At 71.1% G+C, this 24,281-nt stretch carries 20 protein-coding genes; 14 read left to right on the forward strand and 6 right to left on the reverse strand.

What is annotated here, in order from left to right:
• Nucleotides 1-414 precede the first annotated feature (414 nt).
• Nucleotides 415-2,850, reverse strand: a complete 2,436-nt coding sequence (locus CLV43_RS13185) for a hypothetical protein (RefSeq protein ID WP_106187375.1) — start codon at nucleotides 2,848-2,850, stop codon at nucleotides 415-417.
• 144 nt (nucleotides 2,851-2,994) lie between these two features.
• Between CLV43_RS13185 and ahcY the strand changes: the two genes are divergently transcribed.
• On the forward strand, nucleotides 2,995-4,467 hold the full coding sequence (gene ahcY / locus CLV43_RS13190; protein ID WP_106187376.1) for an adenosylhomocysteinase: 1,473 nt from the start codon (nucleotides 2,995-2,997) through the stop codon (nucleotides 4,465-4,467).
• A gap of 145 nt (nucleotides 4,468-4,612) precedes the next feature.
• On the opposite strand, the gene CLV43_RS13195 is transcribed toward ahcY, so the two are convergent.
• Complete coding sequence (locus CLV43_RS13195) at nucleotides 4,613-5,602, reverse strand: hypothetical protein (protein ID WP_106187377.1); 990 nt, start codon at nucleotides 5,600-5,602, stop codon at nucleotides 4,613-4,615.
• Nucleotides 5,603-5,763: 161 nt separating this feature from the next.
• Here CLV43_RS13195 and CLV43_RS13200 point away from each other — a divergent pair, with 161 nt between their 5' ends.
• From CLV43_RS13200 to CLV43_RS13215, 4 genes are all read left to right on the forward strand, one after another.
• Nucleotides 5,764-6,408 carry a dTMP kinase gene (locus tag CLV43_RS13200; protein ID WP_211304340.1) on the forward strand — a complete coding sequence of 215 codons (645 nt, stop codon included), beginning with the start codon at nucleotides 5,764-5,766 and terminating at the stop codon, nucleotides 6,406-6,408.
• 272 nt (nucleotides 6,409-6,680) lie between these two features.
• Nucleotides 6,681-7,358: an MtrAB system response regulator MtrA gene (gene mtrA / locus CLV43_RS13205; protein WP_106187587.1), complete on the forward strand. Its 678-nt coding sequence runs from the start codon at nucleotides 6,681-6,683 to the stop codon at nucleotides 7,356-7,358.
• A gap of 19 nt (nucleotides 7,359-7,377) precedes the next feature.
• Entirely contained in the window at nucleotides 7,378-9,129 is a 1,752-nt protein-coding gene (gene mtrB / locus CLV43_RS13210) for an MtrAB system histidine kinase MtrB (RefSeq protein ID WP_106187378.1), read from the forward strand.
• Nucleotides 9,126-10,883, forward strand: a complete 1,758-nt coding sequence (locus CLV43_RS13215; RefSeq protein WP_106187379.1) for an LpqB family beta-propeller domain-containing protein — start codon at nucleotides 9,126-9,128, stop codon at nucleotides 10,881-10,883. Before mtrB ends, CLV43_RS13215 begins: the two co-directional genes overlap by 4 nt.
• A 34-nt stretch (nucleotides 10,884-10,917) precedes the next feature.
• On the opposite strand, the gene CLV43_RS13220 is transcribed toward CLV43_RS13215, so the two are convergent.
• Nucleotides 10,918-12,012 carry a serine hydrolase domain-containing protein gene (locus CLV43_RS13220; protein ID WP_106187380.1) on the reverse strand — a complete coding sequence of 365 codons (1,095 nt, stop codon included), beginning with the start codon at nucleotides 12,010-12,012 and terminating at the stop codon, nucleotides 10,918-10,920.
• 107 nt (nucleotides 12,013-12,119) lie between these two features.
• On the opposite strand from CLV43_RS13220, the gene CLV43_RS48460 reads away from it, so the two are divergent.
• The 3 genes from CLV43_RS48460 to secA all read left to right on the forward strand — a co-directional run bounded on the left by CLV43_RS48460 (nucleotide 12,120) and on the right by secA (nucleotide 17,329).
• A complete protein-coding gene (locus CLV43_RS48460) occupies nucleotides 12,120-12,782 on the forward strand; it encodes a ComF family protein (RefSeq protein ID WP_106187381.1) in 663 nt (220 codons plus the stop codon).
• Between the two features lie 716 nt (nucleotides 12,783-13,498).
• Nucleotides 13,499-14,188 carry a ribosome hibernation-promoting factor, HPF/YfiA family gene (hpf, locus tag CLV43_RS13230; protein ID WP_106187382.1) on the forward strand — a complete coding sequence of 230 codons (690 nt, stop codon included), beginning with the start codon at nucleotides 13,499-13,501 and terminating at the stop codon, nucleotides 14,186-14,188.
• A gap of 279 nt (nucleotides 14,189-14,467) precedes the next feature.
• Nucleotides 14,468-17,329, forward strand: coding sequence for a preprotein translocase subunit SecA (secA, locus tag CLV43_RS13235; protein ID WP_106187588.1), 2,862 nt, complete (start codon nucleotides 14,468-14,470; stop codon nucleotides 17,327-17,329).
• 920 nt (nucleotides 17,330-18,249) lie between these two features.
• On the opposite strand, the gene CLV43_RS50040 is transcribed toward secA, so the two are convergent.
• Complete coding sequence (locus CLV43_RS50040; RefSeq protein ID WP_106187383.1) at nucleotides 18,250-18,663, reverse strand: Rv3235 family protein; 414 nt, start codon at nucleotides 18,661-18,663, stop codon at nucleotides 18,250-18,252.
• Nucleotides 18,664-18,770: 107 nt separating this feature from the next.
• Here CLV43_RS50040 and CLV43_RS13245 point away from each other — a divergent pair, with 107 nt between their 5' ends.
• The 3 genes from CLV43_RS13245 to CLV43_RS47085 all read left to right on the forward strand — a co-directional run bounded on the left by CLV43_RS13245 (nucleotide 18,771) and on the right by CLV43_RS47085 (nucleotide 20,360).
• Complete coding sequence (locus CLV43_RS13245) at nucleotides 18,771-19,181, forward strand: HAD-IA family hydrolase (protein ID WP_106187384.1); 411 nt, start codon at nucleotides 18,771-18,773, stop codon at nucleotides 19,179-19,181.
• 74 nt (nucleotides 19,182-19,255) lie between these two features.
• Nucleotides 19,256-19,804, forward strand: coding sequence for a cysteine hydrolase family protein (locus CLV43_RS13250; protein ID WP_106187385.1), 549 nt, complete (start codon nucleotides 19,256-19,258; stop codon nucleotides 19,802-19,804).
• A 217-nt stretch (nucleotides 19,805-20,021) separates the two neighbouring features.
• Nucleotides 20,022-20,360, forward strand: coding sequence for a hypothetical protein (locus tag CLV43_RS47085; protein WP_146174753.1), 339 nt, complete (start codon nucleotides 20,022-20,024; stop codon nucleotides 20,358-20,360).
• 57 nt (nucleotides 20,361-20,417) lie between these two features.
• Here CLV43_RS47085 and CLV43_RS13260 read toward each other — a convergent pair whose 3' ends face one another.
• Entirely contained in the window at nucleotides 20,418-21,176 is a 759-nt protein-coding gene (locus CLV43_RS13260) for a TrmH family RNA methyltransferase (RefSeq protein ID WP_106187387.1), read from the reverse strand.
• Nucleotides 21,177-21,241: 65 nt separating this feature from the next.
• Here CLV43_RS13260 and CLV43_RS13265 point away from each other — a divergent pair, with 65 nt between their 5' ends.
• The 3 genes from CLV43_RS13265 to CLV43_RS13275 are packed head-to-tail and all read left to right on the forward strand — an operon-like array spanning nucleotide 21,242 to nucleotide 23,856.
• Nucleotides 21,242-21,919, forward strand: a complete 678-nt coding sequence (locus CLV43_RS13265; RefSeq protein WP_106187388.1) for a phosphotransferase — start codon at nucleotides 21,242-21,244, stop codon at nucleotides 21,917-21,919.
• Between the two features lie 54 nt (nucleotides 21,920-21,973).
• Nucleotides 21,974-23,356 (forward strand): WS/DGAT/MGAT family O-acyltransferase, encoded by a 1,383-nt coding sequence (locus tag CLV43_RS13270; RefSeq protein ID WP_106187389.1) that lies wholly within the window; start codon nucleotides 21,974-21,976, stop codon nucleotides 23,354-23,356.
• Entirely contained in the window at nucleotides 23,353-23,856 is a 504-nt protein-coding gene (locus CLV43_RS13275; protein ID WP_106187390.1) for a DUF6912 family protein, read from the forward strand. Before CLV43_RS13270 ends, CLV43_RS13275 begins: the two co-directional genes overlap by 4 nt.
• Nucleotides 23,857-23,863: 7 nt before the next feature.
• On the opposite strand, the gene CLV43_RS13280 is transcribed toward CLV43_RS13275, so the two are convergent.
• Entirely contained in the window at nucleotides 23,864-24,250 is a 387-nt protein-coding gene (locus CLV43_RS13280) for a VOC family protein (protein WP_106187391.1), read from the reverse strand.
• Between the last annotated feature and the right edge of the window lie 31 nt (nucleotides 24,251-24,281).

Here is a 24,281-nt window from a genome sequence, read left to right on the forward strand (position 1 = left end):
GCCCGCCAGCGCGCATCCGGCGCGGAGCGCCTGGGGCCTCGTCGGCGCCAGCCGATGCCTTGTCCGATGCGCAGCGAGGATGCCCTGTCCGACGGCGAAGCCGAGGATGCTCGAGTCAGGCGAAGCCTGATGCTGGCGAAGCCAGACCTCCCCTCTGCCCCCGATCCACAGCGCCCTCCTGCTTGATCTTGCTTGTCAAGACAGCTTCACCGTCTTGACAAGCAAGATCAAGCATTGAGACAATCGCGCGCCGGGGGCTGGGCTTCCCAGGGGTGGGAGGAGCAAGAGCCGGACTCACGGGGTGAGAGGGTCGAAACAGGGCCTCGCACGGCAAGAGGACCGGAGCTGAACACCACCAGGTGGGAGGGCCCGAACCGAACCTCGCCACTGCTGGGACGCCCCGAACCGAAGCCCTTACTCCGACCTCTCCACCTCCTGCGGCCGAACAGGCTGAAACACCGGCATCCCCCTCCGCGCCATCGGCAGCGAAGGCGTGAACCCCCCACCCCCCTCCTCCACCGAGTCCGCCCTCGTCAACCCCGCCGCGATGGCCACAGCCCGATCCCACTCCGGGTCCGACGTGTAGTCCGCGTGCCCGCACACCCCCGACGCCCACCGCCGCCCCGGAAAAGGCCCCCTCTGCGGATCCGGCAACCAGTGGTCCCCTCCCAGCACCAGCGCCCCGTTCGGCCCCCTCAACGCAGGCGGCAACGCCCCCTCCGTCCCGTCTGGCAGGTACCCGACCCCCAGCAACATCCCGTCGAACACCTGCCTCCCCCAGGTGGTCACAGCACCCCCAAGCGGATCCGTGCCACGGCAGAGCGCCCTCCACCGCCCGTCCAACCCCCCGGCCAACGCCGCCAACGAACTGTGCGGCACCACGGCGGGAAACGCCCTCGGGTACGCCCACTGCAACTGCGACCCGGCCGTCAGCAACCCCACCCGCTCCCGATCCTCCGGCGGCAGGACCTCCAACAACCGTGCCGCGGCGACGGCCACCAGCAAGCTCCCCTGGCTGTGCCCCGTCAGCACGACGCGAGTCCCCCGGTCCCGCAGGTGCTCACGCGTCCGCGCGACCAGCTCCGGCACCACCTTCAACGCGTAGCACGGCGGCACCACCGGATGCGCCTCACGGGGCCAGAACGACGCGATGTCCGCCATGATCCCGAGCCTCCGCCCGGACTGCGGTCGCCGGGCCGCCAACCACACCGCCCGCAGCAGCGTCACCGCGAGCAGTCCCAGCACCAGCACCCCGAACGTCGAGAACGGCCTGGTCCACGCCGCGGGCTCGATCTGCCGCAACCGCAGCGCGGTGGCCGGGATCGCCCCCGCGACCAGCACCGCCGCGACGACCAGCAGCACGTGGTGGCTGTGGTTGCGCTCCCAGCGGGCCCACCACCACGCCCGTGACGCCTGCTTGATGTCCCGCGCCCGCCCCGAGTGCAGCAGCGACGCCTCGCGCGCCCACTCCTTGCCGCGGCGCAGCGAGCTCCACCGGACCATGCCCGTGGTCGCGGCGATCACGGCGCCCGCCAGCAGCCCGAGCACCCCGGCCACGCCCCAGAGCAGGGTGATGTAGCCGTAGCCGATGGGCAGCGGCAGGTTCCCGCCGAGCAGCCACCGGGTGGTCAGCGCGACGCCCGCGCCGAACCCGCCGCCGAGCAGCCCGGCGACGACCAGGACCGGCGCCGCCATCCAGCCGCCCGCCCACGGCCGCAGCTCGCGGGGGAGCGAGGACCAGGTGCGGCGGGCCAGCAGCGCGGCGGGGGCGAGCAGGAGGCCGAGCAGCGCGCACACCAGCACCAGCAGCGCGGCGAGGACCTGCACGCCGACGTCGACGCCGGGCATCCGCGGCGGCAGCCGGTCGAGCAGGCACGCGGCGAGCAGGAACAACACCGTGGCGAGGGCCACCAGGACCTGCCGCGGGCGGCGGCCGAGCGCGGCGCGCAGCCAGCGTCCGCCGCGGTGCGGGGCCCCGCCGGTCGGGTCGTCCAGCAGCATCGTGCCGAGCGCGGCGACGCCGATCAGCAGCAGTCCGAGCGCCCACGCGGCCGTGATCGCCATCCCCTGCGAACCGGGCGCGACCAGCGGTCCGAGCGGTCCGCCGAGCGCGATCACGGTGATCGCGCCGAGCGCCGCGACGATGTGCAGCGAGCGCAGCGCCGGCGTGTCCGGGTCGGTGGCGATGTGCGTGCCGGGCAAACCCGTCATCGTGGGTTCCCCCTCGGCGTCGAGGGGTTCCGGCCGGTCGATCCGCCAGTCCACAGTGGACAGCCGAGCCAGCACGAGGATCAGCAGTGCGATCGGGGCGAGCCCGACACCCGCCCGCACCCACGGCACCGCGCGCACCGAGGCAGGCACCACGTCGGCCAGGCACGCCGACCCCGGCGCGAGGCACTGCGCGGCGAACAGGTCCAGCGTCACGACCGCCGTCTGCGCCACGAGCAGCACGGTGAGCAGCAGCGCGGCCAGCCGCAGCAGCGACCGCAGCCCGATGCCGAGCAGGTGCGCGGCCGTGCTGCGCTCCGGCACCGGCGGCAGCATCCAGTGCGCCACGTTCGCCAGGCTGAACGGGAACAGCACCGCCCAGGTCGCCTTCGACCAGCCGCCGGACGTCATCGCGCCCCACAGGTACCCCTCGACCACGCGGGTGATCGGACGGCCCTCGGCCTGCAGCACCGGCCCCGGCCCCGGCCTGCGCAGCCGGTCCGCAGGCCGCACGATCCGGCCGAGCCCGTCACCGGCCACGTCCACCGCGGCCACCGCGTCCACGAGCGATTGCGGGGTCGTGCCCTGCACGCCGTGCACCCGCAACTCGACGACCCGTGTGTCGGGGCCTGGAATGAGCATGGTCGATCCTTACTGCAGCTCCGCGTGGTGAGGTCGAACCGCCATAGTGGGCCATCGGCCACCCGATCACGGCGAACGGACCGGCCCGGCGTGGCGGCGGTAGGGTCGATTGACCCGTTAGTGCTGCCGTGGAGGGAACTGCGAATGACCGCCGACATCGAGGCCGCGAGGCTCCAAACACGCAACGGGCTGGACTTCGCCGTTGCCGATCTCTCGCTCGCCGAGTTCGGCCGCAAGGAGATCCGGCTCGCCGAGCACGAGATGCCCGGCCTGATGGCCCTGCGTCGCGAGTACGCCGAGGTCTACCCGCTCAAGGGCGCCCGCGTGTCGGGCTCCCTGCACATGACCGTGCAGACCGCCGTCCTCATCGAGACGCTCGTCTCGCTGGGCGCCGAGGTCCGCTGGGCGTCGTGCAACATCTTCTCCACCCAGGACCACGCCGCCGCGGCCGTCGTGATCGGCCCGCACGGCACCCCGGAGGAGCCCAAGGGCGTCCCGGTGTTCGCCTGGAAGGGTGAGACCCTCCCCGAGTACTGGTGGGCCACCGAGAAGATGCTGACCTGGCCCGACGGCGGGCCGAACATGATCCTGGACGACGGCTGCGACGCCACGATGCTCGTCCACAACGGCGTCCAGTACGAGAAGGCCGGAGTCGTCCCCGCCGACGACGAGAACGACTCGGACGAGTGGAAGGTCGTGCTCCAGACGCTGCGCGACTCCCTCGCGGCGGACTCCTCGAAGTGGACCAAGATCGCCGAGGGCATCCGCGGCGTGACCGAGGAGACCACCACCGGCGTCATGCGGCTCTACCAGCTGGCCGCGGCGGGCACGCTGCTGTTCCCGGCGATCAACGTCAACGACGCGGTCACCAAGTCGAAGTTCGACAACCGCTACGGCATCCGGCACTCGCTGATCGACGGCATCAACCGCGGCACCGACGTCCTCATCGGCGGCAAGGTGGCCGTGGTCTGCGGTTACGGCGACGTCGGCAAGGGCGCGGCGGAGTCGCTGCGCGGCCAGGGCGCCCGCGTGATCATCACCGAGATCGACCCGATCTGCGCCCTCCAGGCGGCGATGGACGGCTACGACGTCAAGCGCCTCGAGTCGGTGCTCGACGTCGCCGACATCGTCATCACGACGACCGGAAACAAGGACGTCGTCACCGCCGAGCACATGGCGTCGATGAAGCACCAGTCGATCCTCGGCAACATCGGCCACTTCGACAACGAGCTGGACATGGCGGGCCTGTCCCGCTACCCCGGCGTCAAGAAGGTCAACATCAAGCCGCAGGTCGACGAGTGGGTCTTCCCCACCGGCAAGTCGATCATCGTGCTGTCCGAGGGCCGCCTGCTCAACCTGGGCAACGCCACCGGCCACCCGAGCTTCGTGATGTCGAACTCCTTCTCCAACCAGGTGATCGCGCAGATCGAGCTGTTCACCAAGCACCAGGAGTACGACAAGGAGGTGTACCGCCTGCCCAAGGTCCACGACGAGAAGGTGGCGCGCATCCACCTCGCGGCGCTGGGTGGCGAGCTCACCAAGCTCACCAAGGAACAGGCCGAGTACATCGACGTCGACGTCGAAGGCCCCTACAAGAGCGACCACTACCGGTATTGATGGTCGCTGCTCCGCGGACTCCGGCTCGGCCGCTTCGAGTCGGCACGTCGGCACCGATTTTCTTCGCCCCCGGGGAGACTCCGTCGCCCTGGGGGCGAAGGAAATGGGAACCGACCCACCGGCGCGGCCTCACGCCGGGGTTCCGCTAGCTCCACTCCACGGAGACGCCGGCGGTGCCGGGGCCGACATCGGAGAAGTAGGCGCTGACGACGCCGCCCAGGCCGCAGACCAGCTCGTCGACGTCGACGGGGGTGGCGAGCAGGCCGCTGCGGAACTGCTTGGTGCACCGGGCGGGCAGCGCGCGCCGGTGGAAGCCCATCTGCACGAGGTAGCTCGGGCACGGGTCGCGGAACGTGCGGTGGTGACCGGGGGTGGGACCGCCGGTCTCGTCCACGACGGTGTAGCTGAAGACGTGCTCCTCGCCCTCGGCGAGCCTGCGGTCGAACAGCAGCTCCACGGCCATCCCGCGCGACGCCGCCTGCCTGCGCAGCCGCCCCTGGCGGCACCCCTCACCCGGCCGGATGGTGGCCTCGTCTATCCGGCAGCCCTCGTCGCCCTGGTGCACGGCCAGGTACCGGTCCGGCCCGCCGCGCAGCGCCCGCACGACCAGCCGGGTCGTCACGGCCCGCTGCTCGTGCCTGCCGCCGATCAGGATGGCGTCGTGCACGCTGAGCATCTCCAGGTCGGCGTTGGACCGGCTGGACTCGGGGATGGCGTCGAACTCGGCCAGCAGCGGCGCGGTGTCCGCCCACGCCGACGCCAGCTCGGCGAACCCGGCGGGCGAGGGCCGCTGGGCGTGCGGCGGCTGCCGGGGGCCGATCAGCGCGATCAGCGAGTCCGGCGGCAGCTTCAGCACGGTCTCCAGCGCGCGCACGGTCGGGATCGCCCTGGGCACCTCGGGGTGGCGCAGGCCGCGTTGCCAGTAGCTCAGGGTCGACTGGCCGACCTGCACGCCGAGCTGCTCGATGTGCGCGCGCAGCCGGGCGAGCGACAGCCCCCGGTGCGCGATGGCGTCGCGCAGTGCCCGGTGGAACGGCCCGTAGCGCAGCGTTTCGGCCAGTGAGGCGGGCAGTCCTCCGATCGGGGGGCCGGTCGGCTCGTCAGCCGGACCGGCGTGCCCGAAGTCCGCGGTCACCGCGGCACCACCTTCCGCACGCCGAAGTGTTGGTTCACCGTAGTCACTCGATCCGGTGACCGGAAGATCCTGTTTCACCCATGTGGGTTACAGGCTTGCTCTGGAACTCGATCGGACGTACCTCACGGTGAACCAGCCGATCCCCCTCTAAGGTGGCCGGCGTGGGAAAGCTGGTGGTGATCGAGGGGTTGGACGGGTCGGGCAAGCGCACCTTGGCCGGGGTGCTGACCAGGCAGCTGGTCGAACGGGGGGCGCGGGTGACGAGCCGCGCGTTCCCCCGCTACGGCGAGAGCGTGCACGCGGACCTCGTGCGGGAGGCCCTGCACGGCAGGCTGGGCGACCTCACCGACTCCGTGTACGCGATGGCCGTGCTCTACGCGCTGGACCGGCAGGGTGCCGCGACCGCGATCCGGGCCGACCTCGCCACCCACGACGTGGTCCTGCTGGACCGGTACGTGGCGTCCAACGCCGCCTACGGCGCGGCCCGGCTGCACGAGGACGCGGGCGGCCGGTTCGTCGAGTGGGTGCGGGCGCTGGAGGCGGACCGCTTCGGACTCCCGTCGCCGGACCTCCAGTTGCTGCTGCGGGTCCCCACGGCCGTCGCCGCCGACCGCGCCGCGCGCCGCGAGCAGACCGAGGCCGACCGCGCGCGGGACCTGTACGAGGCCGACCGCGATCTCCAGCAGCGGTGCGCGGAGGTCTACGACGGGCTCGCCACAAGCGGGTGGCTCGGCCCGTGGGAAGTGCTCGACGACACGTCGGACGTGAAGATCTCGGCTCTTCTCGATCGCCTCTTCTGCCGCTAGCGGTCACCCTCCGTGCACCCCGTCCGAGCGGTGTCGAGACGCCGCCCTAGGCCGTCCGAGTGGGTTTTTTCGGCTGAAACGGTAGTTTCCGTAACGAAAAGTGAGCGCACCGCGTATTAGTTCCAGACAACCGCGCAGCGGCTCTGACAGGGCGAGGTGGCCTGGTGGAACGACAGCATCAGCTGGTTACGGATCGAACCCGCGCGACGACCAGCAGCGATGATCGCTGGGCGGTGCGCGAACGGCAGGCCGTCAGTGCGACGATGTTCGGCATGAAGGCACGTGTGCTGGTGGTGGACGACGACCCCGCGTTGGCGGAGATGCTGACCATCGTCCTGAGGGGCGAGGGGTTCGACACCGCGGTTGTGGCCGACGGCGCTCGGGCACTGCCCGCGCTGCGCGAGCTCAAGCCAGACCTGGTCCTGCTCGACCTCATGCTGCCGGGCATGAACGGCATCGACGTCTGCAAGGCGATCCGCTCGGAGTCGGGCGTACCGATCGTGATGCTGACGGCGAAGAGCGACACCGTGGACGTGGTGCTGGGCCTCGAGTCCGGCGCGGACGACTACGTGGTCAAGCCGTTCAAGCCGAAGGAGCTGGTCGCGCGGATCCGGGCGCGGCTCAGGCGCACCGAGAACGAGCCCGCGGAGACGCTGGCGATCGGTGACCTGAGCATCGACGTCCCCGGTCACGAGGTGTTGAGGGAGGGCAGGCCGATCCAGCTCACGCCGCTGGAGTTCGACCTGCTGGTGGCGCTGGCGCGCAAGCCGCGCCAGGTGTTCACCAGGGAGGTGCTGCTCGAACAGGTGTGGGGCTACCGGCACGCGGCCGACACCCGCCTGGTCAACGTGCACGTCCAGCGCCTGCGGTCGAAGGTGGAGCGGGACCCGGAGCACCCGGAGGTCGTGCTGACCGTCCGCGGCGTCGGGTACAAGGCCGGTCCGCCGTGACACCGCGGGAGTACCGGGGATGACCTGGCGCACGCGGCTGCTCCGCCCCGTCGTCCGCAGGCTGCGGACCGGTGTGGAGCAGGCGCGCAAGCGGTGGCTCGCGTTCGGCGAGCTGTGGCGGCGGTCGTTGCAGCTGCGGGTGGTGGTGAGCACCCTCGCGCTGTCCTCGGCCGTCGTCTTCGTGCTGGGCATGGTGCTCCAGATGCAGATAACCAACCAGCTGCTCGAGACCAAGACGAACGCGGCGATCCAGCAGGCCAAGGCCAGCGCCGCCGTGGTCCAGCCGGACCTGCTTGGGCTCAACCCCGGTCCGGACAGCGTGCGCACGCGCTTCCTCAGCGCGGTCAACAAGATCAACACCGCCAGCTCGGGCCAGGACGTGGCGAGCTCGGGCGCCGGTGCCTTCGAGCCGGTGTTCGACGACGCGGGCAACAACGGCGCGGACGGCAGGCCCACGACGGTCGGCCCCATCCAGGACGTGCCCGCCGGGCTGGCGAAGATGGTGCAGGCGGGCTTCTCCGGCAGCCAGATCACCACCGTGGACCGCGAGACGGGCCGCACGACGCTGCTCGTGGTCGGCATCCCGGTCAACAGCTCCGCCCGCGCCATGCAGCTCTACCTGCTGTTCCCGCTGACCAGCGAGCAGGCCACCGCCGCGGTCGTGCAGAACACCCTCGTCGTCGGCGGCCTCGTCCTGCTCCTGCTGCTCGCGGTGATCGCGAACCTGGTGACCAGGCAGGTCGTCCGCCCGGTCCGGCAGGCCGCCGAGGTCGCGGAGCGGTTCGCCGACGGCAGCCTCGACGAGCGGATGATCGTGGTCGGGGAGGACGACGTGGCCAGGCTCGCCCAGTCCTACAACGAGATGGCCGAGAGCATCCAGGAGCAGATCCAGCAGCTGGAGGACTTCGGCCAGCTCCAGCGCCGGTTCACCTCCGACGTGTCGCACGAGCTGCGCACCCCGCTGACCACCGTCCGGATGGCGGCCGACGTGCTGCACGCCTCGCGCGAGCAGTTCCCCGGCGGCCTGGCCAGGTCCACCGAGCTGCTGGTCGACGAGCTGGACCGGTTCGAGTCGCTGCTCGGCGACCTGCTGGAGATCAGCAAGCTCGACGCGGGCGTCGAGGAGCTGGCGGCGGACCCGGTGGACGTCCGGGTGCTCGCCCGGCGGGCGCGTGACGCCGTCCGCGCCATCGCCACCGGCAACGGCACCACGATCGTCATGGACATGCCCGACCACGAGGTCACCGCCGAGCTGGACTCCCGCCGCGTCGAGCGGATCCTGCGCAACCTGCTGGCCAACGCGGTCGACCACGGCGAGGGCCTGCCGGTCGAGCTGACCGTGCGCGGCGACGGCAACGCCGTCGCGGTCACCGTCCGGGACCACGGCGTCGGCCTGCGCGCGGGCGAGGCGGAGCTGGTGTTCAACCGGTTCTGGCGCGCGGACCCGTCGCGCAACCGGCGCACCGGCGGCACCGGCCTCGGCCTGTCGATCAGCCTGGAGGACGCCCGGCTGCACGGCGGCTGGCTGGAGGCCTGGGGCGAACGCGGCTACGGCGCGGTGTTCCGGCTGACCCTGCCGTGCACGCACGGCCACGAGATCACCACCAGCCCCCTGCCGCTGCGGCCCGAGGACCTGCCGGTCATCGAGGCCGTCGCCGAGGAGCCGGAGACCTCGCCCGAGGAGGTCGAGGCGCCGAAGTCCGAGTTCACCTGGCAGCCCGCCGAACCGGTCGGCGGGATCGAGTCGTCCGAGCGGGAGGAGGTCGGGTGACCGCGCGTCGACGGGTGCTGCCGCTGCTGGTCGTGCTGCTCGCACTGGCGGGGTGCGCGGCGATCCCGACCCAGACCAACCCGAAGCCGCTGAGCCCGTCGGCCTCGCGGCAGGCCTCCGTGGAGGCGCCCGAGCCGGAGAAGGACCTCGACGCGCTGAACCTCGTGCGCGAGTTCGTCGTGGCCTCGGCCAGCCCCGAGGGCGACTACGCGGCGGCGAAGGCCTACCTCACGCCCGAGGCCCGCAAGACGTGGGACACCAAGGGCACGCCGACGATCATCGACAACATCTTCGGCACCGTGCCCACCCCCGGCGACAGCGACCTGCCCGCGGACGCCAAGGAGCGGACGGTCATCCTCCAGGGCCGCAACGTCGGCAGGCTGGACACCGAGGACAGCTCGTTCCAGCAGCAGTCCGGCGACCTCAACGTGCCGGTGCGGGTGCAGCGCGACGACAAGGGGCAGTGGCGCATCTCCGAGCCGCCCGCGGGCGTCTACGTGGCGATCGCCGACTTCCAGCGCAACTACCAGCGGGTCACGCTGTTCTTCTACAACAAGGACCGCAACGTCCTGGTGCCCGACCCGCGGTTCGTCGTCGTGCCGCCCGCCAGCGGCATCCCGCAGCGGGTCACCGAGCTGCTGGTGAAGGGCCCGTCGAGCCGGATGCGCGGCGCGCTGTTCAGCGAGCTGGGGCCGGACGCGGGCATCAACAAGGACACCAGGGAGGCCGACGACGGGGCGCTGGAGGTCGACCTCACCAGGCTCGGCGACCCCAGCCCCACGGCCCGCAAGAAGATCGCCGCCCAGGTCGTGCGCTCGCTCGCGGGCGTGACCAGCAGCCGGGTCCGGGTGCTGCTCGACGGCGCCGTGATCTCCTCGGAGCTGAAGGACTGGCGGCCCTCCGACGTGCAGTCCGGCGAGGCGCTGATCACGCCGACCGCCGAGGAGCGCGGGATGGTCGCCAGCGGCGGCAAGCTGCTCTCGCTGGCCGACGGCGAGCAGGTGAAGGGGCCTGCGGGCACTGGCGAGTACAACGTGGTGAGCGGCGCGCAGTCGTTGGACGGCTCGCAGCTGGCCGTGGTGAGCAGGGTCGGCCCGGACTCCGTGCGGCTGCGCGTCGGACCGACCGCGGAGCCGTTGCGCGAGGGCGAGTCGCTGGCCAGGACGATGACCCGGCCGACGTGGCTGCTCGGCAGCACGGTCGGCCAGCCCGGCACCGAGGTGTGGACGGTCCTCGACGGCACGAACGTCGTGCGCGTCGTGCGGTCCGAGGGCGGGGCGCTGAGCGCGAACCCGGTCAACGCCGCGGACCTGGCCCCGTTCGGGCCGATCACCGAGATGCGGCTGTCCAGGGACGGCACCAGGGTCGCCTGCGTGATCGACGGGACCCTGATCGTCGCGTCCGTGGTGCGCGGCGAGGACTCCGCGCCCGCGCTGCGCGCGCCCCAGAAGCTCCAGTCGGGCCTGCTCGGTAACAACGTGCTCTCGGTCGACTGGCTGGCCCAGGACGTGCTGGTGGCCAGCACGTCGCTGTCGACCAACCCGGTCGTGCGGGTCAACATCGACGGCCTGAAGCTGGACCGCTACAACACCTCGAACCTGACCGCCCCGGTCACGTCCGTCGCCGCCGCCCCCGGCCGCCCGGTCATGGCCGTCGACCACACCGGCCTGTGGAGCGCGACCGAGGTCGGCGACGTGTGGCGCGGCAGCCAGGTCAAGCCCGACTCCGGCGCGTTCGTCTTCTACCCCGGCTAGCGGGGTGGCCGCCGGACCCCGGCGGCCACCCGCGCTACTGCTCGGCCAGCGCCCCGTAGGCGGCCATCACGAGCCCGAGCGCCCGCTCGTCGCCGAGCGAGCCCTTGTCGAGCATCTGGTTCATCGCGAACGCCACGGTCATCCGGGCGTCGAGGTCGACCAGCACCATCGAGCCGCCCCACCCGCCCCAGGAGCAGGTGGCGCCGTTGACGCCGTAGCCAAGACCCCAGCGCACGGTGGTGCCGAGCACCAGGTCGAGCCCCTCGTACTGCACCTCCCGCACCCGCCGGCAGCCCGCCTCGGAGAGCAGCCGCACGCCGCGCACCTCGCCGCCGCACGCCAGCACCGACTGCACGCGGGCCATCGAGCGCGCGTTGCCGTGACCGCCCGCGGACGGGATCTCGGCCCGCCGCCACTCCGGCGTGTTCGCCACCTCCGGCGGCACCAGCGGGTTCGGCTCGATCCCGGCGTCGTTCGTCCACGGCGCCGTCTCCGGCGGCGGGATGACCGGCGCGACCCGGTGGTCGTGCTCGGCGGCCAGCCCGATGTGGAAGTCCGCGCCCAGCGGCCCCGCCAGCTCCTCGGCGAAGAACTCGCCGCAGGTGCGGCCGGTGACCCGGCGGACGAGCTCGCCGACCAGGTACCCCTGGGTCACCGAGTGGTAGCAGGCTTCCGTCCCCGGTTCGGCCCGTGCCCGCTGCGCGGCCAGCCTGCCCGTGACGAGGTCCCAGTCGTACAGCTCCTGCACCGTCGTCGGCTCGGTCCACGACGGCAGGCCCGAGGTGTGCGACAGGACGTGCCGCACCAGCACACCGCCCTTGTCCTCGGCCGCGAACTCCGGCCAGTACCGGGCCACCGGCGCGTCCAGGTCGAGCTCTCCCCGGTCGGCCAGCACCAGCACGCACAGCGCGGCCATCGGCTTGGTCGACGACCAGACGTTGACGATGGTGTCCTGCCCCCACGGCACCGTGCGCGCCTCGTCGGCGTACCCGCCCCAGAGGTCGACCACCAGCTCCCCACCGACGTCGACCGCCACCGACGCCCCCACATCCTCGTTGTCCAACGACGCGGCGAACGCGTCGCGCACCGCCCCGAACCTCTCGTCGAACGTCCCCTCAACCTCAGCCATGGCCGGAAAGTAGACCCACCGCGCCCACCCCGGCGACGCATTTACCGGGCCCGGCCCCGAGGTCCACGCGGGCAGGAATTGTCGGTGTCCCGGTGCACCCTGTCGGGATGCTGACCGGACTGCTGGACCTGGTGCTCCCGCCCCGCTGCGCGGGCTGCGGCGCGGCCGGGGCGTGCTGCGCGGCGTGCATCGCCGAGTTCACCGCCCCGCGCCGGGTCCGCGTGCCGGGCAGGCCGGTGTACGCGCTGGCCGAGTACCAGGGCGCGCCGCGGGAGCTGGTGCTGGCGTTCAAGGAGCGCGGGCGGCACGACCTGGCCGGTCGGCTGGGTGGCCTGCTGGGCGCCGCGCTCGCCGCCGTGCCCGAGGCGCGCGCGGACGCCGGGGGCACCTGGTGGCTGGTGCCCGCGCCGTCCCGCCGGTCGGCGAGCAGGCGGCGCGGCGGCGAGCACGTGGTCCGGCTGGCCAGGGCGGCGGCCGCGGTGCGGGCGGCGGAGGGGGTGCCGGTGGCGGTGGCGCCCGCGCTGGAGCTGGCCGCGGGCACGCGGGACTCGGTGGGGCTGGCGGCGGCCGCCCGGCGGGCGAACCTCGCGGGCCGGGTGCGGCCGCGGCCGGAGGGCCTGCCGCCGCCGGGCACGCCGGTGGTGCTGCTCGACGACGTGGTGACGACCGGCGCGACGGCCGCCGAGTGCGCCCGCGTGCTGGCGCGCGCCGGGGTGCGCGTGGCGGCGGTGCTCGCGTTGACCAGCGCGGCCGCGCAGCGGTGGTGGTGAGGGCCGCGCACCACCGGGTTGACCCGCTGGGCCGACCAGGGGAGCGGTGCGGTCGGGCCGGTCCGCGGTCGGGGCAGGTCGCGGTGCGCGACCAAGATCGCCGGGAAGATCACGAACCGGAAACCACCCGTGCGAGTGATCTGCCCGTGATCTGCGAAATCGGGCACGACGCCTGGTCGGGATGACGGAGACATCTCCGATAAGAGGGAAGCCGAACACGTTTCATGTGTTCATTACCGATACACCCCGCTCCGAGCACGGCGAATGGGACGAAAAATCTATTCCGCGCCGTCGGGAACCTGCGGTCGCGTCCGCCCGTTGGCGACACATGACGTTCCAGCGGAGCCACTTCGGCGCGGTGACTGTGCCGAACGGGGTTTCGCCCGCAGTACGCCATCCGGGTGAGGTGAAGGTGTCGCGCGGTGCTCGGAGTGCCCGTCGGGGTACGCCTAGTGGCCAGTTTTTGTCACGCTCCGTGAGCATTTGTTTTTCTCGGAGTTCCCCCGCCGTGGGGGCTGTCGCTGAGGTGAATACCGAGCTAACGTGCAGCGCTATCAGCGTTCCCGGCCCGGTGGGGGAGGAGGCGAAAAGCCCATGACCCAGGCGCCGGAAGGGTGCTGAGAACGACACTCAGCGACAGTCCGCGATCGATGATCGCGAGCCGGTGCCGCACTGATCCATAGCCATAGCTCGCAGCAACGCGAGGGAGGTCGTGTATGGACATCGTCGTTAAGGGCCGCAACGTCGAGGTGCCCGATCACTACAGGGTGCACGTGACGGAAAAGCTGGCTCGGCTAGAGCGTTACGACCGCAAGGTCATCCGCTTCGACGTGGAGCTCTTCCACGAGCCCAACCGCAGGCAGGCCAAGAGCTGCCAACGCGTCGAGATCACCGGCAAGGGCCGCGGACCGATCGTCCGCGCGGAGGCCTGCGCCGCCGACTTCTACGCCGCCCTCGACTCGGCGGTCAGCAAGTTGGAGAACCGCCTGCGCCGCACGCACGACAGAAGGCGCGTGCACCACGGGCGACGTGGCCCGACATCGGTCGCGGAAGCGACCAGCGGCCTCGGGGACGTCGTCTCCCCCACCGACATGAACGGTTCCGCGCAGGGCGTGAGGCTCGGGCAGACCGCCCTCCTCGACGCCCCCGAACCCGACGACGACTACGCCGGCGTGGCCGAAGTGCCCGCCCAGCAGCGGTGGGACGAAGGACTGGAGGACAACCTCCCCGGTCGGATCGTCCGCGAGAAGGAACACCCCGCCAAGCCGATGACCGTCGACCAGGCCCTCTACGAGATGGAGCTGGTCGGCCACGACTTCTTCCTGTTCTCCGACTCCGACTGCGGCAGGGCCTCCGTCGTGTACCGGCGGAAGGGGTTCGACTACGGCGTGATCCGGCTGTCCTGACCGGTCCGACCGGCCCTACGACCTCGACCGCGGTCCCCCGGAGCAGCCCGCTCCGGGGGATCGCGGCGTTTTCGGCACCAATGCGCTCCTTGCACCGTTGTACCTGTCGTGCACGGGCACTCCGGGTGCCGCTCACGGTGGGTTTCGGAGCGGTTCCTGCCTGTGTCGGTGCACACAGGTCTCGCTCTTGCCTACGATGTCGACTAGAGCGGGCTTGTCGAGCCTGGTGGAAGGCGCCCAGATCGGGCGCGTAGCGATGACGTAATGAGGTCGACCCGGATGGTGCTGTCCCGACTGCTCCGCGCTGGCGAGGGCAAGATGCTCAAGCGCCTGCGCAACATCGCAGCGCACATCAACAACCTGGAAGACGAAGTCGTCGACCTCACGGACGCGGAACTCCGGGAGAAGACCGTCGAGTTCCGCAAGCGGTACGCCGAGGGCGAGACCCTCGACGAGCTGCTCCCCGAGGCGTTCGCCGTCGTCCGCGAGGGTGCCAAGCGCACGCTGGGCCAGCGGCCCTTCGACGTGCAGCTCATGGGTGGCGCGGCGCTGCACCTCGGCCAGATCTCCGAGATGCGCACCGGTGAGGGCAAGACCCTGACCTCGGTGCTGCCGACGTACCTCAACGCCCTGGCGGGCGAGGGCGTGCACGTGATCACCACGAACGACTACCTGGCCAAGCGCGACGCGGAGTGGATGGGCCGCGTCCACCGCTTCCTCGGTCTGACGGTCGGCGTGATCCTGTCCGAGCTGACGCCGGAACAGCGCCGGGTGGCCTACAACGCCGACATCACCTACGGCACGAACAACGAGTTCGGCTTCGACTACCTGCGCGACAACATGGCGTGGAGCCTGGACGAGTGCGTGCAGCGCGGCCACTACTTCGGCCTGGTCGACGAGGTCGACTCGATCCTCATCGACGAGGCGCGCACCCCGTTGATCATCTCCGGCCCGGCCGACCAGTCCTCGCGCTGGTACCAGGAGTTCGCCCGGCTCTCGCCGCTGCTGAAGAAGGACGTCCACTACGAGGTCGACGAGCGCAAGCGCACCGTCGGCATCTCCGAGGTCGGCGTCACCTTCATCGAGGACCAGCTCGGCATCGAGAACCTCTACGAGGCCGCGAACACGCCGCTGGTCGGCTACCTGAACAACGCGCTGAAGGCCAAGGAGCTCTTCACCAAGGACAAGGACTACATCGTCCGCGACGGTGAGGTCATGATCGTCGACGAGTTCACCGGCCGCGTGCTGGCGGGTCGTCGGTACAACGAGGGCATGCACCAGGCCATCGAGGCCAAGGAGCGCGTGGAGATCAAGGCGGAGAACCAGACCCTCGCCACGATCACCCTGCAGAACTACTTCCGCCTGTACAAGAAGCTGGGCGGCATGACCGGTACCGCCGAGACCGAGGCGGCCGAGTTCCACCAGACCTACAAGCTCGGCGTGGTGCCGATCCCGACGAACCGCCCGATGCAGCGCAAGGACCAGCCCGACCTCGTCTACAAGACCGAGGAGGCGAAGTTCGAGGCGGTCGCCGACGACATCTCCGAGCGGCACGAGAAGGGCCAGCCGGTCCTGATCGGCACGACGAGCGTCGAGCGCTCCGAGTACCTGTCGAAGCTGCTGGTGCGCCGGGGCATCCCGCACGAGGTGCTGAACGCGAAGCACCACGACCGCGAGGCCCTGATCATCGCCAGGGCGGGCCGCAAGGGCGCCGTCACCGTCGCCACCAACATGGCCGGTCGCGGCACGGACATCGTGCTCGGCGGCAACCCCGACATCATCGCCGACCACGAGCTCCGCGAACGCGGCCTCGACCCGGTCGAGGCCCCCGACGAGTACGAGGCCGCCTGGTCGAAGCTGATCGAGGAGGTCTCCGCCGAGGTCAAGGCCGAGGCCGACGAGGTCCGCGAGGCCGGTGGCCTGTACGTGCTCGGCACCGAGCGCCACGAGTCCCGCCGCATCGACAACCAGCTGCGCGGCCGTTCCGGCCGCCAGGGCGACCCCGGTGAGTCCCGGTTCTACCTGTCGTTGAAGGACGAGCTGATGCGGCGCTTCAACGCCGCCATGGTCGAGACCGTCATGACCAGGCTGAAGGTGCCGGACGAGGTCCCGATCGAGCACAAGATGGTCACCAGGGCCATCCGCAGCGCGCAGACCCAGGTCGAGCAGCAGAACTTCGAGATCCGCAAGAACGTCCTCAAGTACGACGAGGTCATGAACCTCCAGCGCAAGGTGATCTACGCCGAGCGCCACCGCGTCCTGGACGGCGAGGACCTGCGCGAGCAGGTCGAGCACATGATCACCAGCGTGGTCGAGGAGTACGTCGACGGCGCCACCGCGGACGGCTACTCCGAGGACTGGGACTTCGAGCAGCTCTGGACGGCCCTCAAGACGCTGTACCCGATCCAGCTCGACTGGAAGAAGTACACCGACGAGGAAGACGACATCACCCGCGAGTCCCTCAAGGAGACCTTGCAGGCCGATGCCCTCTCCGCCTACGAGGCCCGCGAAGCCGACATCGACTCCCGCGTCGGCCCCGGCGCCATGCGCGAGCTGGAACGCCGCGTCCTGCTGTCGGTCCTGGACCGCAAGTGGCGCGAGCACCTCTACGAGATGGACTACCTCAAGGAGGGCATCGGCCTGCGCGCCATGGCCCAGCGCGACCCGTTGATCGAGTACCAGCGCGAGGGCTTCGACATGTTCAACCGCATGCTCGAGGCGCTCAAGGAGGAGATCGTCGGCTTCCTGTTCAACCTCCAGGTCGAAGCCGCCGAACCCGAACCCCCCGCCGCCCCCCCGATCCCGGTCTCCATCAGCAACGGCGCGGGCCCCCTCACCGGCAGCCGCGCCCGCGCCCGCGCGGCCGCCGCAGCCGAACCCGCCCCCGCCCAACCCGAAGCCCCCGCCGGCCCCGCCTTGGCCCAACTCTCCGCAGGCTCCGCCATCCCACCCGCACTCCGCGGCAAGGGCCTGGACGAACCCGGCAAGCAACGCCTCAGCTACAGCGGCCCCGCGGAAAACGGCGAAGCCGAAGCCCGAGAAGACGACACCACAGGCGACGAAGGAGCCGGCACCCGCAAGGAACGCCGCGCAGCCGCCCGCGCCCAAGCCAAATCCGCCCGCAAGGGCCCCCGCCGGTAACCCCCACCACCCCCCCGAAGGGCCGCCACCACCCGGTGAGCGGCCCTTCGGGCTTTTCCACGCCCCAACAACCGCTCGCCAGCAAAGCTCGGCGGCATCCCCAACAGCGGCGGTATGGCCGCTCCATCCGGCACACAGCGCTCAGCTGCCCCGGAAGCCGGGGATGCTCCGTCCGACCCTCGGCAAGGACACCCTGTCAGGCGGAGCCTGATCCTCGTCCGATGGCGAAGCCGAGAACCCTCGCTGGGCGCAGCCCGCCACCTCGCATCCGGCGCGGAGCGCCCCACTGCTTCATCCGAAGCGCAGCAAGGATTGCCTTGTCAGGCGAAGCCTGATGCCCCTGCCCAGACACAGCCCACCACCCACCCGCCTTGCCCGACGCGCAGCGAGAACGCCCCACCCGACAGCGCAGCCGAGGGTCCCCCGCCGGGCGCAGCCCGCGCCACCTCACCCCGTTGGGCGAAGCCCGCCAGCGCCCATCCGGCGCGGAGCGCCTGGGGCCTTGTCCGACGCGCAGCGAGGATGCTCTGTCGGCGCCAGCCGATGCCCTGTCAGGCGCAGCCTGATGCCCTCGAACCCACACTTCCCCCCCACGCACCCCGACGAGAAGCCATCTCTATGCCCACCACTGCTTGTCAAGACAGCTCCATCGTCTTGACAAGCAGTGGTGGGCATAGAACACTCGGCGATCGGGGTGAACCCACCCCAAACAAGGCACTCCCGAATTCAGAAGCCCCCGACAACAATTCTACCGACCGGGTCCGACAAGATCATTTACCGAATAGATGAACCGAAAACTGTCGTACCCCACCGATATCCTCCCCACGGGCACCCCTATCGCCCGCCCCAACAAAGCACCCCCCAAATCCACCCTATCAACCCCCCCGACAATCCCCGCCCAACAAAAACCCGAAACCCCCTCACCCCAACACCCGAAACACCACACACCTCCACCCCCCATCCACGAACTCCACCCTCACCGCCAACGCCCTCACCCTCCCTCCCCGAACCACCGTCCCAGCCATCTCCACCACCCCCACCCCCACCCGACAAACCCTCAACCTCCCCAACCGCGACCTCCCCACCTCCACCCTCAACCCCCTCAACACCTCCCCACTCACCACCCCCGCCAACTGCCCCAACGGCCTCAACCCATCCACCCCCTCCAACACCACGACCACCAACCTCCTCCCCTCCTCCTCCGACAACTCCGGCACCACCCGCCCCTCCGGCACCCTCATCTCCGGCACGACCGCCCCAGAAGCCACCGCCCCAGAAGCCACACCCACGGAAGCCACCCCCACAGCCCCCAACCTCAACGCCCGCACAACCATCCGACCCCTCCACGCCGACCAGTGAACCCACACCCCAGTACCGAGTGACCACCGGCCCAACTCAGGACACACATCACCCGATCGGATGACCGGCGTAGGTTGCTGCTGTGCTTCGTGGACTGGTGCTGGACTTCGGTGGTGTGCTGACCGACTTCGGCGACGACTTCGCCGCCCCCGAACCCCCGCTCGTCGGGGTCGTGCGGACCGCTCGTCGACATGGCGTCCGCACCGCTCTCCTGTCCAACGCGGACGGCCTGTGGTCGCCGCCGCGGGAGTGGGACGGGTTGTTCGACGTGGTGGTGGTGTCGGGGGAGGTGGGGTTGGCCAAACCGGACGCGGCCATCTACCTGCTGACCGCGCAACGGCTCGGATTGGAGCCGGCGGAGTGCGTGTTCGTCGACGACCTGGCGGTCAACGTGCGAGGTGCGGCGGCTGTCGGAATGGTGGGTGTGCACCACACGTCGATAGCTTCGACTGTGGACGAACTCGCTGTCCTGATTGAGTTTCCGTCGATCTGAAAGCGCGCTACCCTTTGATCATCATGCGCCGCGGGCCCGATTCGGCAAACGCTTTCCGCTAAGGTGCCGGCCGTGTGCGCACTCGAGAGAGTCAGGTGATCATCCCGGTGCTGAGTGCTCGGTCAGTCCTGATCCTGGTGGACCTCCAGCAGTGGATCGTCGACAAGCCGCTGGAACCGATCCCCGGTCCGGCGGTCGTCGAGGCGAGCGTGCGGTTGCGCGAGGCGTTCGACGCGGAGGCGGCACCGGTGGTGATCGCCCGGTACGTGCGGGCGGACGGCTCGGACGGAGGGGTGGCGGCGCCGGCGAACCGGATCGTCGACGCGCTGGAGCCGGGGCGGGGCGAGCACGTGGTGACCAGATCCGGGGTGGACGCGTTCTCCGGCACCAGGCTGGTGTCGGACCTGCGCGACCTGGGCGCGAAGGTGCTGGTGATCGCGGGCATCGCGACCGAGCACGGGGTCGCCGCGACCGCGGGCACGGCGCTGCAGCTGGGCTACGAGGTGCTCGTGGTGTCGGACGCGACCACGGGCACGACGGCCGAGGAGCACGCGGCGGCGTTGCGGAGGCTGGCCGACGCCGGGGCGAAGGTCGTCACCGTGGGTGAGCTGCTCGACCGCTAGGTCCCCAGGCGTCGCGACGCCGTCGTCGGCCCCGTCCCAGGCGTGGACCGCGCGCTCCCGCCGGTACACCCGCGCGGATGGCGGAACCCTGCTACCGACCCACCGCAGGGTTAACGGCGGTGACGCGGCGCGAGGAAAACAGCCCCTGTCCGGTTATTGCGGCTCATCACCGGTGCTGCGTAACTTCGGTGGCGTCGTCGAATTCAAGGGGCCACCGATGCGGAAGCTCATCGCCATTGTCGCCGCTGTTCTCGCCATTCCCGTCGTCCAGGTCGGCGGAACGGCATCGGCGGCGGCAGCACCGGACTTCCCACCGCCGGCCCGTGAATGTTCCCCCTCCTTCCGCGGAATTCTCGGCGGGGAGGCGGTAGCGGTGTTCTGCGACTTCGGGCCGACGCGCTTTTTCCGGATCGTCGTGGACTGCGAGTCCGGGTACAACCGCTGGCGGGAGTTCGGGGACGGGGCCGCCACCGGTTTCGAGACGTCGGACGCGGAATGCCGTGGCGGTTTGCTGGAGACCGCGCGCGTGGGTGGCTACCACGTCGACTGGGTCTAGCAACCCGCCGAAAACTCGCTGGGCCCGCCGCTGGGTGCACGCGGCGGGTCCAGTCGACTACCTCCCGGCCTGCCGCCTGCGCACGACCTCGAAGCACAGCACGGCGGCGGCGCTGGCCACGTTGAGCGACTCGACACCGGCCGCCATCGGGATCGACAGCCACCCGGTCACGTGCGGGCGCACGTCCTCGGAGATGCCGTAGGTCTCGCTGCCCAGCACGAACGCCGCCCGCTCCGGCAGGTCGGCGGTGTAGATCGACTCCTCGGCGCCCGCGTCCAGCGCGAACAGCGGGTACCCGTGGGCGCGCAGGTTCGCGGCGGCCTCGGCCGCGGTCGCGCAGCGCAGCATCGGCGCGCGGAACGCGACCCCGGCCGACGCCTTGACCACCAGCGGGTCCACCGAGGCGACACCCCGGCGCGGCACCACGATGCCGTCCATCCCGGCCGCCGTGGCGGTCCGCAGGATCATGCCGACGTTCGCGGGCGTGGTGATGCCGTCGAGGACCAGCACCCCGCGCGGCTGCTCCGGACCCTCCAGCGCGAGGTCGAGCGGCAGCATCCGCGGCGCCACGACGTCGGCGAGGACGCCCTGGTCGTGCCGCCCGTTGCCGGCGAGGACCTTCACCCGCTGCTCGGTCGCCCGCTGCACCCGCACCCCGCGCCGCTTGGCCGCGTCGAGGATCTCCCTGGCCGCCGCCCCGCGCGCCGTGTCGGCGAGCATGACCTTGTCCACGTCCAGGCGCGGGTCGTCGAGCGCTTCGAGGACGGGCTTGCGGCCGTAGACCGTGACGAACTTGTCCTTGGGGGAGATTTCCACGACGTGAAGGGTGCCATGCCCGTTCAGGGGCTTGCATCGGCGCCGGGAACCATGAGGATCGTCACATGAGCTCGGGCGAGCGCAGCGTTGCGCACCGCGCCCGCCTCCTGGCCAGCGGTCAGGAGGCGGACGTCTTCCTGCGGCCGGACGGTCTGCTGGTGAAGCGGAACCGCGACGGACGGGACCTCACCCCGGAAGCCGAACTGATGCGCTACCTGCGCAAACGCGGCATCCCGGTGCCGAGGGTCCACGGCGTCGGGGACGACGGACTCGTCATGGAGTACGTCCCCGGCCCCCGGATGTCGGCGGAGCTGGACCACCGGCCGTGGCGCGCGGCCGTGCTCGGCAGGCAGCTGGCCGACCTGCACCACCGGCTGGACGACGTCCCCGCACCGGACTTCCTGCCCGGCGCGCCGCACGGGGCGCTGCTCCACCTCGACCTGCACCCCGGCAACGTCGTGCTCGGCCCGGAGGGACCGGTCGCGATCGACTGGGCGTGCGCCGCCCGCGGCGACCGGCGGGTCGACCTGGCCCTGAGCTGGCTCGCGATGGCCGTCGGCAGGCTCCGGCCGGTCCGCCGCGCGGCCAGGTCGCGGCTGATCAGGTCGTTCCTGGCCGGGGTCGACGACGCCGTCCGGCAGGCCATGCCCGCCGCCGCGGAGATCAGGCTCGCCCGCCGCGACCGGGACCCCGAGGAGGTCAGGGCCGTCGAGGAGCTGGTGGAGCGGTGCCGCCGGTCGTGACCGGCGGCAGCGCGGTGTCCCGGCCGGTGCCGCGCGGCGGGCTAACCTGATCTCATGCCCGATCGTCTGTCCGCGTTGGACGCCTCGTTCCTGTACCTGGAGGACGCCACGACGCCGATGCACGTCGGCGGGGTCGCGGTGTTCCGCAGGCCGAGGGCGGGGTTCGACTACGACCGCCTGGTCGAGCTGATCGAGCAGCGGCTGCCGCTGGTGCCGCGCTACCGGCAGAAGGTCGTGCACGTGCCGGGCAGGCTCGCCCGCCCGGTGTGGGTCGACGACCCGGACTTCGACGTCACCTACCACGTGCGCCGCTCCGCCCTGCCCAAGCCGGGCAGCGACGCGCAGCTGCACGACCTGGTCGCGCGGCTGATGTCGCGACCCCTGGACCACACCCGGCCCCTGTGGGAGACCTACCTGGTCGAAGGGCTCAAGGGCAACCAGATCGCGGTCATCACCAAGACCCACCAGGCCGTGGTCGACGGGGTCGGCGCGATCGAGATCGGCCAGGTGATGCTGGACGTCTCGCCCACGCCCCGCAGGCCGCTGGAGAGCCTGTGGATGCCCCAGCCCGAGCCCAGCTCGTTCCAGCTGGTCGCCGACGCCGTCGCCGAGGTCGTCCAGCGGCCCGGTGAGCTGGTGGAGAACGTCCGCTCGGCGACCATGGACACCATGGCGACCGTCGAGAAGGTCGCGGGCGCGGTCGGCGGCCTGGTGTCGGCGCTGCGCACCGCGTCCACCCCCGCGCCGGGCAGCCCGCTCAACGTCCGCATCTCGCCGCAGCGGCGCTTCGCCGTCGCCAGGGGCACACTGGAGGAGTTCCGGGCGATCCGGCGCGCGCACGGCGGCACGATCAACGACGGCGTGCTCGCGGTGCTGTCCGGCGCCATGCGGGCGTGGCTGATGTCGCGCGGCGAGGTCGTGTCCGCGCACACCACGATGCGCGCGATGGCACCGCTGTCGGTGCGCGACGAGGAGGGGTCAAACGGCGTGGCGGCCTACCTGGTCGACCTCCCGGTCGGCGAGCCGAACCCCGTGGTGCGCCTGCACCACGTCAGCCACGCCATGCGCGCCCACCAGGAGTCCGGCCAGTCCGTCGCCGCGGACACGCTGGTCAAGGTGTCGGGCTTCGCCCCGCCGACCCTGCACGCACTGGGGGCACGCGCCGCCAGCTCGTTCTCGCGACGCCTGTTCAACGTCGTCGTCACCAACGTGCCCGGCCCGCAGGTCCCGCTCTACGCGGCGGGCGCGCGGATGACCGAGATCTTCCCGGTCGTCCCGCTCGCCAAGAACCAAGCCCTGTCGATTGGCGTCACGTCGTACGACGGTGGTGTTTACTTCGGTCTCAACGCCGATCGCGACGCCATGTCCGATGTGGACGTTCTAGCTGCGATGGTCGAGGAATCCGTGGAAGAACTGATGGGGACGGTGTCGGAATGAGGGTCTACCTTCCGGCGACCGTGGCCATGCTGCGCGACTTGGTGGAGAACAACGAGTTCCGCCCGGTCGGCGGCACCGCGTTCGCCCTCACGCCCGCCCTGCGCGAGTCCTACGCCGCGGGCGACACCGAGGAGCTGGAGTACGCCGCCATGCTCGACGCGGCGCGCGCCTCGGTCCGGCTGCTGGCCGCCGAGCTCGCCGACGACGACAAGGCGATGCCGCGCCGCGCGGTCGTCTCGGTCGACGTCGACGACGTGAAGCTCCGCCCCGACCTGGACTTCTCGGTCGTCAAGGTGTCCGGCCCCGTCCCGATGGAGCTGGTCGCGGCCATCCACCTCGACACCTCGGAGGCCGAGGACGCGGTCCGCGCCGCCGCGGAGGTCATCGACGAGGCCGACCTGGGCGACCCGGACGCCGAGTTCACCCTCGGCAGCGCCGAGGACCACGAGCTGGCCTGGTACGCCCGCCAGGAGCTGCCGTTCCTGCTGGACCTGCTGTAACCGGGGGCTACATGCCCTCGGCGGGCTCCCACAGCTCGATCCGGTTGCCCTCGGGGTCCACGCACCACCCGAACCGGCCGAACTCGGAGTCCTCGGTCTGCGGCAGCACCTCGACGCCGCGGGCCTTCAGCTTCGCCAGCAGGATCCGCAGGTCGTCCACCCGCAGGTTCAGCATCGCGCGCTGCCCCGGCTCGCCCAGGTAGTCCGTGTTGTTCGCGAACAGCGCGATGGTCGTGGTGCCGGGGTTGTCCTCGGTCGACGAGTCGACCCAGTGGAACGTCACCGTGCCGTGGTCGTTCATCGGCACGCCGAGGTTGTCCCGGTACCAGACCGCCAGCAGCGCCGGGTTCCTGGCACGGAAGAAGATCCCGCCGATACCCGTCACCTGCGCCATGGCGCGCAGGTTACCGCGCGGTGCCAAGATG

It is taken from the genome of Umezawaea tangerina, from assembly GCF_003002815.1.
Taxonomy (GTDB): Bacteria; Actinomycetota; Actinomycetes; order Mycobacteriales; family Pseudonocardiaceae; genus Umezawaea; species Umezawaea tangerina.